Source organism: Flavobacterium sp., assembly GCF_044373165.1.
In the GTDB taxonomy this organism is placed as follows: Bacteria; Bacteroidota; Bacteroidia; order Flavobacteriales; family Flavobacteriaceae; genus Flavobacterium.
The window spans coordinates 1-17,041 of the sequence record NZ_JBILQL010000051.1 but is presented as its reverse complement, the minus strand read 5'-3'; the positions used below and the strand labels follow the sequence as shown (position 1 = coordinate 17,041).

At 35.7% G+C, this 17,041-nt stretch carries 17 protein-coding genes and 1 pseudogene; 10 read left to right on the top strand and 8 right to left on the bottom strand.

Translation table 11 applies throughout. The features are described from left to right. The 6 genes from ACIQ32_RS07935 to ACIQ32_RS07910 all read left to right on the top strand — a co-directional run. Positions 1-263: DUF2400 family protein (locus tag ACIQ32_RS07935; protein WP_396195148.1), on the top strand; the 263-nt coding region annotated here is incomplete at its 5' end. 52 nt (positions 264-315) lie between these two features. Then, a complete protein-coding gene (locus tag ACIQ32_RS07930; RefSeq protein WP_396195147.1) occupies positions 316-1,662 on the top strand; it encodes a DEAD/DEAH box helicase in 1,347 nt (448 codons plus the stop codon). A 74-nt stretch (positions 1,663-1,736) separates the two neighbouring features. After that, the gene (locus tag ACIQ32_RS07925; protein WP_396195146.1) at positions 1,737-3,665 is read left to right on the top strand and encodes a BatA and WFA domain-containing protein; all 1,929 of its coding nucleotides are present in this window, start codon (positions 1,737-1,739) and stop codon (positions 3,663-3,665) included. Continuing rightward, positions 3,662-4,915: a dihydroorotase family protein gene (locus ACIQ32_RS07920; RefSeq protein ID WP_396195145.1), complete on the top strand. Its 1,254-nt coding sequence runs from the start codon at positions 3,662-3,664 to the stop codon at positions 4,913-4,915. Before ACIQ32_RS07925 ends, ACIQ32_RS07920 begins: the two co-directional genes overlap by 4 nt. Before the next feature lie 12 nt (positions 4,916-4,927). Then, a complete protein-coding gene (locus ACIQ32_RS07915) occupies positions 4,928-5,251 on the top strand; it encodes a hypothetical protein (RefSeq protein WP_396195144.1) in 324 nt (107 codons plus the stop codon). Beyond that, positions 5,251-5,895 (top strand): alpha/beta hydrolase, encoded by a 645-nt coding sequence (locus ACIQ32_RS07910; protein ID WP_396195143.1) that lies wholly within the window; start codon positions 5,251-5,253, stop codon positions 5,893-5,895. The genes ACIQ32_RS07915 and ACIQ32_RS07910 overlap by 1 nt, the downstream gene beginning before the upstream one ends. A gap of 3 nt (positions 5,896-5,898) precedes the next feature. On the opposite strand, the gene ACIQ32_RS07905 is transcribed toward ACIQ32_RS07910, so the two are convergent. Genes ACIQ32_RS07905 through ACIQ32_RS07895 form a run of 3 tightly spaced genes read right to left on the bottom strand, consistent with a single transcriptional unit; the run spans position 5,899 to position 7,683 of the window. Further along, positions 5,899-6,387: a hypothetical protein gene (locus tag ACIQ32_RS07905; protein ID WP_396195142.1), complete on the bottom strand. Its 489-nt coding sequence runs from the start codon at positions 6,385-6,387 to the stop codon at positions 5,899-5,901. Between the two features lie 22 nt (positions 6,388-6,409). Next, positions 6,410-6,910, bottom strand: a complete 501-nt coding sequence (locus tag ACIQ32_RS07900; protein WP_396195141.1) for a hypothetical protein — start codon at positions 6,908-6,910, stop codon at positions 6,410-6,412. 5 nt (positions 6,911-6,915) lie between these two features. After that, positions 6,916-7,683: an MBL fold metallo-hydrolase gene (locus ACIQ32_RS07895; protein WP_396195140.1), complete on the bottom strand. Its 768-nt coding sequence runs from the start codon at positions 7,681-7,683 to the stop codon at positions 6,916-6,918. Positions 7,684-7,819: 136 nt separating this feature from the next. Between ACIQ32_RS07895 and ACIQ32_RS07890 the strand changes: the two genes are divergently transcribed. Beyond that, positions 7,820-9,277, top strand: coding sequence for a TonB-dependent receptor (locus tag ACIQ32_RS07890; RefSeq protein ID WP_396195149.1), 1,458 nt, complete (start codon positions 7,820-7,822; stop codon positions 9,275-9,277). A gap of 35 nt (positions 9,278-9,312) precedes the next feature. Here ACIQ32_RS07890 and bcp read toward each other — a convergent pair whose 3' ends face one another. Beyond that, positions 9,313-9,765 (bottom strand): thioredoxin-dependent thiol peroxidase, encoded by a 453-nt coding sequence (bcp, locus tag ACIQ32_RS07885; protein WP_396195139.1) that lies wholly within the window; start codon positions 9,763-9,765, stop codon positions 9,313-9,315. 64 nt (positions 9,766-9,829) lie between these two features. Here bcp and nth point away from each other — a divergent pair, with 64 nt between their 5' ends. After that, entirely contained in the window at positions 9,830-10,510 is a 681-nt protein-coding gene (gene nth, locus ACIQ32_RS07880; protein WP_396195138.1) for an endonuclease III domain-containing protein, read from the top strand. On the opposite strand, the gene ACIQ32_RS07875 is transcribed toward nth, so the two are convergent. The 3 genes from ACIQ32_RS07875 to ACIQ32_RS07865 form a co-directional block, all read right to left on the bottom strand. Continuing rightward, positions 10,511-10,654 (bottom strand): hypothetical protein, encoded by a 144-nt coding sequence (locus ACIQ32_RS07875; protein ID WP_396195137.1) that lies wholly within the window; start codon positions 10,652-10,654, stop codon positions 10,511-10,513. 58 nt (positions 10,655-10,712) lie between these two features. Beyond that, entirely contained in the window at positions 10,713-11,300 is a 588-nt protein-coding gene (locus ACIQ32_RS07870) for an RNA polymerase sigma factor (RefSeq protein ID WP_396195136.1), read from the bottom strand. Positions 11,301-11,564: 264 nt separating this feature from the next. Then, entirely contained in the window at positions 11,565-12,236 is a 672-nt protein-coding gene (locus ACIQ32_RS07865; RefSeq protein ID WP_396195135.1) for a T9SS type A sorting domain-containing protein, read from the bottom strand. A 116-nt stretch (positions 12,237-12,352) separates the two neighbouring features. Between ACIQ32_RS07865 and uvrA the strand changes: the two genes are divergently transcribed. After that, positions 12,353-15,154 (top strand): excinuclease ABC subunit UvrA, encoded by a 2,802-nt coding sequence (uvrA, locus tag ACIQ32_RS07860; protein WP_396195134.1) that lies wholly within the window; start codon positions 12,353-12,355, stop codon positions 15,152-15,154. Positions 15,155-15,185: 31 nt separating this feature from the next. On the opposite strand, the gene ACIQ32_RS07855 is transcribed toward uvrA, so the two are convergent. Continuing rightward, positions 15,186-16,358: a M28 family peptidase gene (locus ACIQ32_RS07855; RefSeq protein ID WP_396195133.1), complete on the bottom strand. Its 1,173-nt coding sequence runs from the start codon at positions 16,356-16,358 to the stop codon at positions 15,186-15,188. Positions 16,359-16,632: 274 nt separating this feature from the next. Here ACIQ32_RS07855 and ACIQ32_RS07850 point away from each other — a divergent pair. Beyond that, positions 16,633-17,041, top strand: a pseudogene (locus ACIQ32_RS07850) (hypothetical protein); the annotation flags it as partial.

The following is a 17,041-nucleotide window of genomic DNA, read 5'->3' as shown; positions in this document are numbered from 1 at the left end:
ATATGTATTTACGATGGATGATTCGCCATGACAATAAAGGTGTAGATTTTGGCCTTTGGAAAAACATTCCAACCTCAATTTTATCTTGTCCGTTAGATGTTCACTCCGGGAATGTCGCCCGAAAACTAGGATTGCTCACCAGAAAACAAAACGATGGCAAAGCCTTATTAGAATTGGACACCGCACTGCGAAAACTAGATAAAGTAGATCCCGTAAAATATGATTTTGCCTTATTCGGATTAGGGGTTTTTGAGGGATTTTAAACTGTCAAGGTTAATTTTCAATTCCGTACCTTTGCCCGAAATACAAAAAGCTATGAGTACTTTTGAGCAATTCAATCTTCCTAAATCACTTCAAAAAGCCATCGACGAATTAGGCTTAGCAAAGCCTACTCCTATTCAGGAGAGAGCGTTCCCGGTGATTATGTCAGGTCGTGATGTGATGGGAATTGCCCAAACCGGTACAGGAAAAACTTTTGCATATCTTCTGCCTATTTTAAAACAATGGAAATTTGTGGCTACCGATACACCAAGGGTTGTCATTTTAGTACCTACCAGAGAACTAGTAGTCCAAGTAGCCGCAGAAGTTGAAAAATTGAGTGAGTTCATGTCGGTTAGAACTCTAGGAGTTTATGGCGGTGTGAACATCAATACTCAGAAAACAGCCGTTTATCAAGGCGTTGATATTTTGGTTGGTACACCGGGAAGAATTATGGATTTGGCTTTGGACAATGTCATTCGATTTGACAGTTTGCAAAAATTAGTCATTGATGAATTTGATGAAATCTTGAATTTAGGATTTCGTTTCCAAGTGACATCGATTTTAACCATGCTGAAAGGCAAACGACAAAACATCCTATTCTCGGCCACGATGACCGATGAAGTAGATGAAATGCTGGAAGAATATTTTGAATTTCCCGAAGAAGTGTCTTTAGCGCCCAGCGGAACACCCTTAGAAAAAATAGAGCAATTAGGATACAAAGTGCCAAATTTTTTGACTAAAGTCAACTTAATAACCAATCTACTCCAAGATGAATCGTACGAGCGCGTATTGCTTTTTGTGAACAATAAAAAAACGGCCGATTTGTTAGCCGATAAATTGGAAGAAATATATCCTGAGCAATTTGGTATCATTCATTCCAATAAATCACAAAATTATCGTTTGCAAACGATGGCCGGTTTCAGAGCCGGTGAAATCAGAGGAATCGTGACTACAGATGTTATGGCGCGCGGTTTGGACATTTCAGACATTACCCATGTTATCAACGTAGAATTTCCTGAAATTCCGGAGCAATACATTCACCGAATCGGTAGAACCGGTCGTGCAGATAAATCCGGTATCGCTATTAGTTTGGTTAGTCCGAGAGAAGAAGAAATCATGATTGAAGCCGAAGTTTTGATGGAAAAAGAAATTCAGTTTCTCGACATGCCGTCCGATACAATCATTGCCGAACGTTTATTGGAGTTTGAAAAAGACAAAAAGAAGCAGATGAAGTTTTTACTCAAAAAGCCAAAATTGGAAGGCGGTGCTTCATTCCATGAAAAGAAAGAAAAAAACAAAAAGGTCAACCTTGGCGGACCTTCCAAAACCAAAAAGAAAACCAGTTCATCGGTAAATCGGAATATTTTGAAAAATAGAGCCGCCAAACGAAAAAAGAAGTAATCTAACTGTTTAAAATTCTTTAAAAGCCATACTTCAAATCATAAAAAGTGCTATTTTTGATAAACTTTTGATAAATGCAATTCAAACACCCGGAAATTCTATATTTTCTTTTTTTATTGGTGATTCCAATTTTGGTGCATTTATTCCAATTACGACGTTTTAAGAAAGAATATTTCACCAACGTACAATTCCTAAAAGAGCTTTCTATCCAAACCCGAAAGAGTTCAACCATCAAAAAATGGCTGTTGCTTTTCACTCGATTATTACTGTTGGCCTGTTTGATTTTGGCATTTGCCCAACCTTTTTTTACAGCCAAAGAGAGTCGGAAAGCTACAAATGAAATGTACATCATTCTCGATAATTCCTATAGCATGCAGGCTAAAGGAAAAAAAGGAGAATTACTCAAACGTGCCGTTCAGGATTTATTAGAACACACTCCGGAAGCTCAAAATTTTTCTTTGATTACCAATACTGAAACCTACTGGAATACGGATATTAAATCAATTCAAAAAGATTTACAGGATTTAAAATACAGTGCGACACCTTTTCGATTGGATAATTTGATAGCGAAAGTCAATGCCCGAAAATCGGCTTTCAACAAAGATATAATCGTAATTACTGATGCAGTTGGCCAGGATGCTAAAGAATCCAAAAGCTTCAAAAAAGAAGACAATGTGTATTTCGTTTTGCCGGAAGCCGAGCAAAAGACCAACGTGTCCATCGACAGTGTTTACCTCCAACAAAATTTAGATAGTTTTTACGAAATCGCAATAAAATTATCCGCCAACGGAGATGAAATACCTTCAGTTCCGATTGCCTTGTACAATCAAAATAAGTTGACTGCTAAAACAGTTGTAAAATTGAACAACAATGCACAATTAGTCAAATTTACAATTCCAAAAGAAGATTTCCATGGCTATGTTGCTATTACCGACAAAGGCTTGGATTACGACAACACTTATTATTTCAGTATCTCTAAACCCAGCAAAACCAATGTTAAGAGTATCGGGGAAACTGAAAAAAGCAACTTCTTAAGTCGAATTTACACCGCAGACGAATTTAATTACAGCAATTTTCCAATAGCAAATTTGGATTACAACTCAATAGAAAAGCAAGATGCCATCGTGTTAAACGAATTGAAAGCAATACCGCAGGCGTTACAAACTACCTTAAAATCGTTTGTAAACAAAGGTGGAAATGTTATTGTTATTCCGGCGGAAGAAAACAACTTGTCAGACTTGAATTCGTTTTTATCCAACTTTGGGGCCGTTCAAGTAAAAGGAATGGACAAAAGTGATAAGAAAGTAACCCAAATCAATTTTAACCACCCGCTTTTTAGTAATGTATTTGAGAAAAAAGTAGACAATTTCCAATATCCTTCCACTAATACAGCCTTTCAAATTAACAGCAACACACCTTCCATTTTGAGTTATGAAGACCAAAGCGCATTCTTGACTTCAATATCGAATCCGCTGTCATCAGTTTATATTTTTGCGGCACCTATTAACAAAACCAATAGTAATTTTCAGAATTCACCTTTAATTGTGCCTACATTTTACAATATGGCGCAGAACAGTCAGAAAACAGGTGTAAATGCGTTGATTATTGGTGAAGATCAGCCTTTTGTAGTTGATGCTTTATTATCGAAAGATGAAATCCTAACGGTCAAAAACAGCAAAGAAAGTTTCATTCCGGTTCAACAACTAATGAATACCAAAGTTAAAATGACTTTTAATGAAAATCCGTCAGAAGCAGGAAACTTTGGTATCTTTAACGAAGCCGATTCAGTACAAAATATCAGCTTTAATTATACCCGAACTGAGAGCAATTTGAATTTAACCAATTCCGAAATAGCTAATGGCTTTAAGGAAATTGAGGATATAGAAACGGTTTTTAATGTCATACAAACCGACCGCACCGATACACAAATCTGGAAATGGTTTGTGATGCTGACCCTACTCTTTTTAGCTTTAGAACTACTCATTCAAAAATTTGTAAAATGAACCTAATCATCCGAAAAGCCAAAATTATTGACACGAAAAGTCCGTATCACAATCAAATTGTGGATTTAAAAATCACTGATGGTGTCATTGAGGAAATTGGTGATGTTGTTTCAAATAATGCCCATTATCAAGAATTTCAAAAAGAGAACTTACACCTTTCCCAAGGTTGGCTTGACACAAGTGTTTCTTTAGGCGAGCCCGGATTTGAAGACCGAGAAACCATCGCTAACGGTTTGGAAGTTGCTGCCAAAAGTGGCTTTACCGGAATTGCTTTGCAACCCAATTCCTTTCCGATTATCGACAACCAATCCCAAATTCATTTTGTAAAACAAAAAGCCTCACATTCCGCTACAGAATTGTTCCCTATTGGAGCTTTAACTAAAAACAGCGAAGGCAAAGATTTGGCCGAATTGTATGATATGAGAAATGCCGGAGCGGTAGCATTTGGTGATTATGGTAAGAGTTTAGCCAATGCGAATCTCTTAAAAATCGGATTGCAATATGTGCAGGATTTTGAAGGTTTAGTAATGGCTTTTGCACAAGAAGAGACTATTAAAGGCAATGGTGTTGCTAATGAAGGCATAGTTTCTACCGGTTTAGGTTTAAAAGGCATTCCTAATTTGGCTGAGGAATTAATGATTGCCAGAAACTTATTTTTATTGGAATATACCGGAGGAAAGTTACACATTCCAACAATTTCAACAGCCAAATCAGTAGCGTTGATTAAAGAAGCTAAAGCAAAAGGACTGAAGGTAACTTGTAGTGTGGCTGTTCATCATTTAGTATTAACCGATGAAAAACTGAGTACTTTTGATACTCGCTTTAAAGTTTCCCCGCCTTTGCGCACCGAAACCGACAGACAAGCTCTGATTGCGGGAATTTTGGATGACACTATAGATTGCATCACTGCTGACCACAATCCTATTGACATTGAACATAAAAAAATGGAATTCGACTTGGCTAAAAACGGAACCATTGGTTTAGAAAGTGCTTTTGGAGCATTGTTAACCGTTTTGCCTTTGGATAAAGTAGTTGAAAAATTAACTTCCGGTTATACAATCTTAAGTATTGAAAAACAGCGTATTGACGTAAATTCAAAAGCGAACTTGACTTTATTTGAAACAACTTCAACTTGGACATTTACCAAAGAAAATATTTTATCTAAATCGAAAAACTCAGCCTTTTTAGGGACATCAATGAAAGGTAAAGCCATCGGCATTTACAATCAAGGGAAATTAGTTACAGTATAAAATACAAGGATCATGGAGAATCTAGACAAATCAAAGAACACGGCTATAGTAGCCTATTTAACCATTATTGGCGCTGTCATTGCGATTTTTATGAATCAAGAAGAAAACAAATCGACTTTTGCTTCTTTTCACATTCGACAAGCATTAGGATTGTTTTTGTCTTTTTTCTTGTTGGGCTATTTTGTTGGTTATGCTAACAGTTGGACCGCTACATCTGCTTTCTATTTATTCTATTTCATTTTGTGGATTTACGGATTTTTAGGAGCCGTTCAAGGACAAATGAGAGAGTTACCGGTTGTTGGGCGTTTTTTTCAAAATCTTTTTAAAACATTGTGATGGAATTATCCTTGTACCACTTGGTTAGAGCACCCAAAATCAAAAAAGAAAAAAATCCTTTACTCCTATTGCTTCATGGATATGGCAGTAATGAGGAAGATTTATTTTCTTTTGCTACGGAATTACCAGAGGAATATTATGTGGTTTCGGCTCGTGCACCATTCGATTTATCTTATGGTAGCTATGCTTGGTATGCCATAAACTTTGATGCCGATGAAAATAAGTTTTCCGACCTTGGACAGGCCAGAGCTTCTAGAGATATCATTGTCCGATTTATAGATGAATTGGTAGACAATTATCCGATAGATGCGGGGCAAGTGACTTTAGTTGGATTTAGTCAGGGTTGCATTTTAAGCTATGCAGTAGCTTTATCTTATCCTGAAAAAGTACAACGCGTTGTAGCGATGAGTGGTTATTTGAATCCGGACATTGCCGTGGATGATTACTTAGAAAATGACTTTAGTAAACTGCGTATCTTTGCTTCACACGGAACAGTAGACCAGGTTATACCGGTTGAATGGGCTCGAAAATCAATTCCGACTTTACAAGTTTTAGGAATTGAAGTAGTGTTTAAAGAATACATGGTTGGTCATGGTGTAGCGCCGCAAAACTTTTTCGATTTCAAACATTGGCTTTCGACCTAGAAACTATTGCTGTTCAGTATCGCTTCCGGTTACTTTTTTACCCATCATGCCATCACCGGCAAATTTGTTTTCGTTGCCTTTCTTCAAAACAAAACCTTTCCAAGGCACTAATTGCCAATCTTGAAATATCCAAGGCTTACCTTCAGCACTTCTTGTCAGGACAATGGATTGGGTATCATTAGGCAAAAACACTTCAGCTTGATTGCCGTCTTCGCTAAACAAAACATAAGCGCTGAGCGATTCGTCTTCACTATCAGGATTAGAAATAGGGTTTAAAGGAATACCGGTAAAAGCTTTGATGCATTCTTTATTGATTTTTGACCAAACATAACCTGCTGAAGCCAAGCAACCATGCTCATCTTTGTCGTTTACTACTGAAGAATCTTTCACCGTTTGATTGGTTTCAGTTACTGCTTCCTCTGCATTTTGATCGGTTAGTTTACAGGAAACTAAAGTTCCCAAGAACATCAGAAAAAAGAATATTTTTTTCATAAGTATGATTTAGTGTAGGAGGCTAATTTAACTCTTTTGGATATAAATATGAACTCATAACCTCAAAAGATATCGTTTGATCATCATTGACAAAGTATTTCAGTAAAACTTCACCCCATAATTCACCATTGCTGTAGTTAGCAATAATCCAGCGATGATTTAACAATTTCACTTTGTTGATGATGAATTTTTGCTCACCCATCTTAGTTTGGTCAGTATATTTATTGCCTTCCTTATCATCATTGTATGACAATAAGGCTTGCTTTACTTTTTCAGAAAAAGCATTGATATCGCTTTGATTCAAATAGTTAATAGCCCTGTCGTTCAATTCCAATGAAAAATAATTGGCGTCATACAATTGGTTCTCCAAATCGGCTACTTTAACCGAATCAGATTTAACGGATACGGTTTCTTTTTCCCCCGAAGTTTTCATACTGTTTTCTTTGCCTGTAAAGTATTTATAGGTGAAAAGATTCATTAAAACCGCAATAATAAAAAGATAAAGGAACAATGATTTTTTCATAGTTTTTAAAGAGTGATTTTTAAATTATCATAGGCCAAATAAACATTATCAGGCAATCGATTTTGAACTTCTTCATGAAACCCTAAAAGGTGACTGATGTGTGTTAAATAAGCCTTTTCAGGTTGTACCAAATTTATAAAATCTATGGCTTCCTGCAAATTAAAATGGGAATGGTGTGGTTCTTCGCGTAATGCATTTACTACCAATACTTTTACTCCTTTTAATTTTTCTATTTCTTCGGGATCTATAGTTTTTACATCGGTTAGATAAGCAAAATCCTTTATTCTGAAACCAAAAACTTGAACATTGCCATGGTTTACATTCACCGGAATAATTGGCGTGTTTCCAATCATAAAGGTTTGATGGTTATGAATTTCAATTGGTTTTACACTTGGCGCTCCGGGATATTTATTTTCGGTCTCGAAGATGTAATCAAATCGTTTGCCTAAATTCTCTAATACTCTTTTATGTCCGTAAACCGGGATAGCTTCACCTTGTTTAAAAAAATAAGGCCGAATATCATCCAATCCGGCAGTGTGATCGGCATGTTCGTGAGTAAACAAAATAGCATCCAGTTGTAAGCAGCCGGAAGTCAGCATTTGTTGTCGAAAATCGGGACCACAATCAATCACAACAGAATGGTCATCCCAAACTACCCAAACTGATACCCGCAAACGTTTGTCTCTTTTATCGGTACTTTTACACACCGAATGGTTGCTTCCGATCACCGGAATTCCTTGTGAAGTACCTGTTCCTAAAAAATAAACTTGCATAGTTGCATGGTTTTTGTGGATAAGCCTTAAAATTAGTGACTTTAAAAGTAATTATTTACAAAAATAGACTTAATTATCTTTTTATAAAATAGCTATTTTACTAACTTTGCAAAGAATACAATCTATCATGGACAATATAGTTTCAAACATAAAGCTTAAAGGCGATAAAGCTATCGAACAAATTCCGGCTATTAAAGACAAAGCCTTGCGAATTAATTTGAATGAGAACATCTACGGAACTTTTGCGGAAATTGGAGCTGGCCAAGAAACGGTTAGACATTTTTTCAGAGCCGGAGGTTCCTCAGGAACTATTGCAAAAGCAATGTCTGCCTATGATAAAGATTTTAGTGATGCTATTTACGGCATTGAAGATGATGGACGCTATGTTACAGAAAGTCGATTAAAAAAAATGCTTACTCACGAAGTAGAGTTGATTGAGCAACGTTTGAAAAGAGACAAACATCCCAACAAAATTTTCTTCAGTTATGCCAATACAGTAGCTACTATTGACTTTGCCAAACAATTCAAAGGACACGGTTGGGTTGGTATCAAATACCAAGTTGAACCTGATGAGGATTACAACGAAATTATTTTGCACATTCGTTTCAAAGAAACTGATGCTAAATTGCAACAAGAAACCTTAGGGATTTTGGGAGTAAACCTAATTTATGGTGCATACTACAAATACAATGACCCCAAAAAACTATTGCGTTACTTGTATGACCATTTGGATAAAGACCAATTAGAGATTGACACCATCAACTTCTCAGGGCCGCGTTTTGCTAATGTAGACAATCGTTTGATGAGTTTGCAATTGGTTAAAAACGGAATGACTGATGCTGTAATGTTTGGTCCGGATGGTAAAAACGTTTTACCGGCCTCTATACTTTACAAGAAAAACATATTGGCGTTGCGTGGTAGTTTCCGACCGGTAACGCAAGTCAATATGGACATGTACGAGAAATCGTTGAAAATGTTTTTGGATGAAAGTAAAGTGGATAAAGACAATGCTTTGGTGATTTTTGAAATTACCCTTTCCAATTTACGTTCTGAAGGAGAAATTGACGAAAGAGACTTCATGGATAGAGCTGAATTACTATGTTCGTTAGGACAAACGGTAATGATATCAAACTTCCAAGAATACTACAAAGTGGTTGAATACTTCTCTAATTATACTAAAGCTCGTATGGGATTGGCCATGGGCGTAAACAACTTGGTTGACATATTTGATGAAAAATACTATCGCCATTTGAGTGGTGGCATTTTAGAAGCTTTCGGTAAATTGTTCTATAGAGATTTAAAAGTATTTTTATATCCTATGGAAGGCGAAGACGGAGAAATTATCAATTCACAAAACTTGAAAGTTCACCCGAGAATGAAAGAATTGTACAAATTCTTTGCTTACAATGGAAAAGTGGTTGACATTACTGAGTTTGACAAAGACCACTTAAAAATATTTTCCAGAGAAGTTTTAAAGATGATAAGTACCGGCAAACCGGGATGGGAAAAACTGTTACCGCAAGGTATTGCAGAAATAATTAAGAAACACAGTTTATTTGGATATGATCCGAATAAAGTTTTAGAAAATGCATAAAGCAAAAAGACCAAGATTAAATCTTGGTCTTTTTTTTATTTTAATATTTGTGCTGCGTGGGCTTTGGTTTTTACATCGGTAATCACATCGTCAATAACTCCTTCTTCATTGATTACAAAAGTGGTTCTGTGGATACCATCGTACTCTTTACCCATGAATTTTTTTGGTCCCCAAACGCCAAAGGCATGAATTACCGATTTGTCTTCATCGGCTAAAAGCGGAAAGGGAAAATCAAACTTATTTTTGAAACTGGCTTGGGCTTTTGCGCTGTCGGCACTTACGCCTAAGAGTTCATAATTATTGGCCTTAAAGCGGTCAAAGTTGTCTCTCAAATCACAAGCCTCTGCGGTACAACCGGGTGTATTGGCTTTTGGATAAAAGAAAACCACTATTTTTTTACCTTGGTAATCGGCTAAAGTATGCTGGTTACCATCTTGGTCTTTGGCTGAGAAACTCGGTGCTTTATCACCTTTTTTTAGTGTCGTCATTTTTTTGAGAGGCTAAGGTTCTGAAATATTATTTCTTATTTTTACAAATCAAATTTAGTTTAAAATGACCAAACAAGAGCGTGCAACATTTGTTATAAATACGTTAAAAGAATTCTATCCTGAAATCCCAATTCCACTTGACCATAAAGATGCCTATACTTTATTAATTGCTGTTTTACTCTCTGCGCAATGTACCGATGTAAGAGTAAATCAAATTACTCCCATTTTATTTGCCAAAGCGGACAATCCATATGATATGGTAAAATTGTCAGTAGAAGAAATCAAAGAAATCATTAAACCTTGTGGTTTATCACCTATGAAATCAAAAGGCATATATGGTTTGTCGAAAATTTTAATTGAAGAGCACAATGGCGAAGTGCCACAAAGTTTTGAAGCGCTAGAGCAATTACCGGCTGTTGGTCATAAAACCGCCAGCGTAGTGATGTCGCAGGCTTTTGGTGTTCCTGCATTTCCGGTTGACACCCATATACACCGATTAATGTACCGATGGAATTTATCCAACGGTAAAAATGTTCAGCAAACCGAAAAAGATGCCAAAGCTATATTTCCTCGAGCATTGTGGAATGAATTGCATCTTCAAATTATTTGGTACGGAAGAGAATATTCGCCGGCTAGAGGTTGGAATTTAGAAAAAGACATCATTACCAAAACCATAGGCAGAAAATCGGTTTTGAACGAATACATAAAAAAACATCCCGCAATATATAATACTACGGGACGTTAATTAATTAGCAATATTGTCGAAGTTCATGTTGCCTACTTTGATAATATTCAATGCACAAGAATATTGAAGTATTAAACGAATTGTTTCTTTTTTGGGTAACATTTTTGGTGTTGCTAATTTTCGTTTAGAGTAAAGTTTTGCCATATAAAAATCAGTTGATTTGATTGTTTATAAGAAAACGCAAAAAATTACTTTTTATTGTTTACGAAGGCAAATAAATTTTATTTTTTTCAATTACTTTTCTCATATTGGTAATAGCATAACGCATTCTTCCTAAAGTTGTATTAACGCTAACACCGGTATAATCGGCTATTTCTTTAAAACTCATGTCTAAATAATAGCGCATCATAATAACTTCTTTTTGATCATGCGGTAATTTTTCGATGATGGTTTTGATATCAACTTCAACTTGATTTTTAATCAATTTGCGTTCGATATTTAATGAATCATCTGTAATTCTGGAAAATACCGAAAAATCATCGGTATCTCTGTTAAGAGGCATTTTTTTATCGCTTCTGAATTTGTCGATGATCAAATTGCTGGCGATACGCAACACCCAAGATAAAAATTTACCTTCTTCGTTATAATATTTACGAGATTTGAGTGTGTGAATGACCTTGAAAAAGGTTTCTTGGAAAATGTCTTCCGTAATATCCCTGTCCAAAACCTTGGAATAGATATACCCGTAAATTTTTGATTGGTGTCTGTTAACAAGAATTGCAAGCGCATTTTCATCGCCGGAAATATACTTGTCAACTAATACTGCGTCAGGAAGTTGAGATTTAGCCATAACATTACCTTTTAGTAAGGGTTAAAAAAGAATTTTTAATCTAAAAAGTAATGGTTTTGTATAGGCAAATCGCTTTAGTGAATTATTAATGAACCAAATTTAACATAAATTTTATTTAAAAAACAAATAAAAACAGAAAAATAATTATTTTTCAAAAACGTTGAGCCATTTTTACTTGTCAATTATGCAGAAATTTTATGTTTCTTTTGAGAATATAAACAGTATGTTTAACCTAAATGCTAAAGACAGTTGTGTCTGAATAAGCTAATTCTTTATTATTTTAAAATTTTGAATTCCACGTGAATTTTGAATTCTAAGAAAATAAATTCCGGGTTTAAAATTACTCATATCGATATCTTCGTTGGCACTAACTTCCATTTCAAGCTGTGTTTTTCCTAAAACATCTGTCAAAAAAATCAAGTTATTGTCATCCAGTAACTGAAGGTGCAATGTGTTTTCAACTGGATTAGGGTAACACAACTGACGTGGTTCTGACAATGTAGGTACATCTAAAGTACAATTATTACCCACCACATAAGAAAAATATCTTGTTACAGATAATCCTCCGGCATAGGCAAATTTAACAGCATAATTAATAGTTGACCCTATAGTTTGACCGGTAATGGTTTTGGTAAATATGTTTCCTGACACATTACTCATTTGATATTCCGTAAAAGGAGATTGTCTCCATAAAATACCAACAACACCAACTTTATCGACATCCAACATTTCAAATGTAATTTTCACATCTGTACCAATGGTTTCAAAAGCATAATTGTAACCAACGCTGAAAGATCCTTGTTGTGCTTGAGTATCAGTTCCGGAACATCCTATAACTCCGGTGGTTGTAGCATTGAGTAGTATTGGATTAGCAACAAAATTGTTACCTGTTAAATCACTACAGCTAACTGAAAAACTATAATTAGTATTAGGCAATAAATTAAAATGAAAATTATTATTCAATAGGGAAAATAAACCTATTTGATTCTACTTCTATAAGCTGCGCTTTCAAATGGGAAATGATTAACTTTGCTGATATTTTTCCAATAGCTATGAAAAGTTCAGAAATTGCAACGTTAGAACCTAAAAAAAACATCCTCATAAAAAACGCTCAGATTCACAACCTGAAAAATTTAGATGTAGTAATTCCACGTAATGAACTAGTAGTAATTACCGGACTTTCGGGTTCAGGAAAATCAAGTTTGGCGTTTGATACACTTTATGCCGAAGGACAGCGTCGCTATGTGGAGAGTCTTTCATCTTATGCCCGACAATTTTTAGGTCGTTTGGACAAACCAAAAGTGGAATACATCAAAGGGATTGCACCGGCCATTGCTATTGAACAAAAAGTAAATACTACAAATGCTCGCTCTACCGTTGGTACTTCCACAGAAATTTATGATTACTTAAAGTTACTTTTCGCACGAATCGGAAAAACCTACTCTCCTATTTCCGGCAAAGAAGTAAAAAAAGACACGGTAACCGATGTGGTAAATGAGATTAAAAATTTTATACCCAATAGCAAATGGTTACTCTTATCGCCTATCCATTTGGAAGAAGGAAGACAATTGGAAGACAAACTAAAAGTCTTATTACAACAAGGTTTTGCTCGTATTTTGGTCGATAACGAAATGGTTAGATTGGACCAAATCGAACAACATTCATTAGACAACAAAGATATTTTGTTAATCATAGACCGTATAGTAATTAATGATGAAACCCTAGAGGATGAAGATTTTTACAACCGATTGGCCGATGCAGTGCAAACTGCTTTTTTTGAAGGTAAAGGAATTTGTTATTTACAAGAATTAGAGACGAATAAACGATTTGACTACAGTACCAACTTTGAATTAGACGGTATGATGTTTTTAGAACCGAATATTCATTTATTCAGCTTTAACAATCCATACGGTGCATGCCCAACTTGCGAAGGTTACGGCAATATCATTGGAATTGATGAAGAATTGGTTATCCCGAACACCTCACTTTCTGTATTTGAAAACGCTATTTTCCCATGGCGAGGGGAAAGTATGAGTTGGTATCGTGACCAATTGGTTAATCACGCTTACAAATTTGATTTTCCAATACACAAACCTTATTTTGAATTGACCGATGAACAAAAAGACTTGGTTTGGAAAGGCAACAAATTCTTCACTGGTCTAAACGATTTTTTTCAAGAATTAGAAGAGAAAAACTATAAAATTCAAAACCGCGTAATGCTGTCTCGATACCGTGGTAAAACCAAATGCACTAATTGTAAAGGCAAACGTTTACGCAAAGAAACCAACTTCATTTCAGTTGGAGGTAAAACCATTTCGGACTTGGTAGATTTGCCTATTAAACGACTGATTCCTTTCTTTAAAGAACTTCAATTGTCGGAATATGATACCAAAGTAGCAAAACGATTGCTGATAGAAATCAATAACCGATTGGCTTTTTTAAGCGATGTTGGTTTGGATTATTTAACCTTAAATCGAAATTCCGCTACACTATCCGGCGGTGAATCACAACGCATTAATTTAGCGACTTCATTAGGCAGCAGCCTGGTGGGTTCAATGTATATTTTAGACGAACCAAGTATTGGCCTGCATCCGAAAGATACGGAACGTTTGATTAAAGTATTGCAGAATTTACGCGATTTGGGCAATACCGTAATCGTAGTTGAACACGATGAAGACATCATGAAAGCAGCCGATAGAATTATCGATATTGGTCCGGAAGCCGGAACTTATGGTGGTGAATTAGTGGCTGAAGGTACTTTTGATGAAATACTCAAAGCTGATTCGTTAACAGCACAATATTTGAATGGCAAACTCGAAATCTCTGTACCTAAAAACAGAAGGAAATCGAATAACTACATTGAAATCAAAGGCGCACGTGAAAATAATTTACAAAATATTGATGTCGTATTTCCCTTAGAAAATTTGACGGTTGTTACCGGCGTTTCGGGTAGTGGTAAAAGTACATTGGTGAAAAAGATTCTTTTTCCGGCCATGCAAAAGAAACTTGAAGGTATTGGTGATAAAGCCGGACAGTTTAGCGAATTAAACGGAAGCTTCTCACACATCAAACATATAGAATACGTGGATCAAAATCCTATTGGAAGAAGTTCGCGTTCTAATCCGGTAACCTATATCAAAGCCTACGACGATATACGAGATTTGTATGCCAAAGAAAAACTATCAAAAGTTCGTGGGTATCAAGCCAAACATTTCTCTTTCAACGTCGACGGTGGTCGTTGTGAAACTTGCAAAGGCGAAGGATCAATTAATGTAGAAATGGTTTTTATGGCTGATGTATCTTTGCCCTGTGATACTTGTGGTGGAAAACGATTCAAAAAGGAAGTTTTAGAAGTTACTTTTGAAGGTAAAAACATTGATGATATTCTAACCATGACCATTGATGATTCCATTGTATTCTTTAAAGAACACAAGCAAACCAAAATCATTCAAAAACTGCAACCATTGCAAGATGTTGGTTTGGGTTATGTGCAATTAGGGCAATCTTCCTCTACACTCTCCGGCGGAGAAGCACAACGCATTAAACTCGCCTCTTTCTTAGTTAAAGGAGTCACCAAAGAAAAAGCACTCTTTGTCTTTGATGAACCAACCACCGGATTGCACTTCCACGATATCAAAAAACTGTTGGCTTCGTTTGATGCTTTGATTGAAAAAGGTCATTCGATTATAGTGATTGAACACAATTTGGATTTGATTAAATGTGCCGATTGGATTATCGATTTAGGGCCGGAAGGCGGAGAAAACGGTGGACAACTGTTAGCGGTTGGAACACCGGAAGAAATTGTGAAAAACAATAAATCAGTTACGGGTTATTATCTAAAAGACAAACTATAAAAAAAAGCCTTCCATTGGAAGGCTTTTTAATTTATTCGATAATTATTTTTCTCGTTATTTGGTCTCTAGCAGTTTGTAACACACCCAAATACATGCCTTTCGCTAAACCTTCTAAAGGGAAAGATTCAATAAATTGCGGGTTTTCAACTACTTGTTTAAATACGCTTTTACCGTTCAAATCAATCAAAGAAAAGGTATATTTTGTTTCATTTAAACTTCCCAAGCTAACATTGATATAATTTTTGGCCGGACTCGGATAAAAACTTACCTGATTGGCTAAACTGTTTTCCGTTGACAATGTAGTAGCCGCACCAGCAAAATGCAACATAGCGCCGGTAGCTGCTTTGGCTATATTGTAGACATAATCAGGATCCATATTAACTAATAAATCGGTTGCTGTGTGTCTGTGCGGTGTTTCATTGGTTTCAAAAAATCCGGTAATCACTTCATTATTATCTTCAAAAGGCATATAATCCGAAGCATAGGCATAAGACAAATTGGTGTTCAATGGTGAGTACAATAGAACACAGTTAATCAATTCATTAGTAATAGTATTAGAAGCTGCATTATTGGATGTCGGACTTCCGGTATCGCGTTCACAGGTAATGGTATCATTCGTCATATTGGCTCTTCCGCCTACTTCATCAATATTGAAAACCAATTTGATATTCATTTTGGGATTAGTGGCATTCACTACGGTAGAAACAAAATGTTGGCTTCCAATCAATCCGTCTTCTTCTCCACTAAAATTAATAAACTTGATAGAGTATTCTGTAGGGATATTTTGCAACAAACGAGCCACTTCAAAAATGGTTACAACTCCGCTTCCGTTATCATTAGTGCCTTTTCCGGTAATGGTATCGTAATGCCCACAAATAATCACATAGGTATTAGGATAAAGCGTACCCATTTTAGTTACTACCAAATTTTTGCATGTTGCAGTACCATTGGTAAAACTATATTCTTGCATTTGAGCTGCGGTGTAACCATAACTTAAATATTCAGCTTTTAGCCAATCTAAAGTATTTTGCAAGGCTACAGTTCCTCTTCTTTTTACACCCAAGTTTTCAAACTCTGTTAAGTTATTCAGAACATTGGAAGCGGAAACCTGTTCTACAATAGTACCATAAAAAGGAACGTATTGTTGCGCAAAACCGGTAATCGTTAAAAAGTAAAAGAAAATGGCAGATAGTAGGTTTTTCATTGAGAATTTAGTGCTAATGATGTTTTATATCTTAAAAAAATACCCGCAAATGTACTAAAATTTTAAAAATTTCAAACTGTTGAATTGAATTTTAAAAGCGGTTGATTCAAAATTAAAACACTGTAAATCTGATTATTAAACTTTCTTAATCAAACCTTAAGAAATGTTTTTTTTGTTTTGGCACACCAATTGGAATAGACCTATCAACAGTAAACTTTACTGTTCGAAGAAGCTGAAAATCGGAAGAGTAAGCAAAACTCAAATTGTATTGATTATGAAAAAAATTACCCTTTTAGTAGCTACTGTTTTACTGGTAGGAAACGTAGTGAATGCATCTGAAGTAACAACTTTTGGTGAAGAAAGAAGAGCGAGATATAGCTTTGATGAGCCAATCTCATTTGTAGAAAGAGGTGTTGAGTTTTTTGTTTTTGCCAACGGAGATTTTGATTTTAATACCCGTCCACAAGACAGTCATGGAGATTATTTCTATAAAACTGCCGGAAGACGTGCAGCTTCAACAGCCGCTCGAGGAAGTATAAATTACGGCGTTAGAATTGAGCACGACAGTTTTGGTAGAGTTCGAAGAGTTGGTAACACTTTTATCAACTACGACAGCAGAGACAGAGTAAGCCGAATTGGAACTGTTTACATGAGATACAACAGATTTGCCTTAACGCAAATTG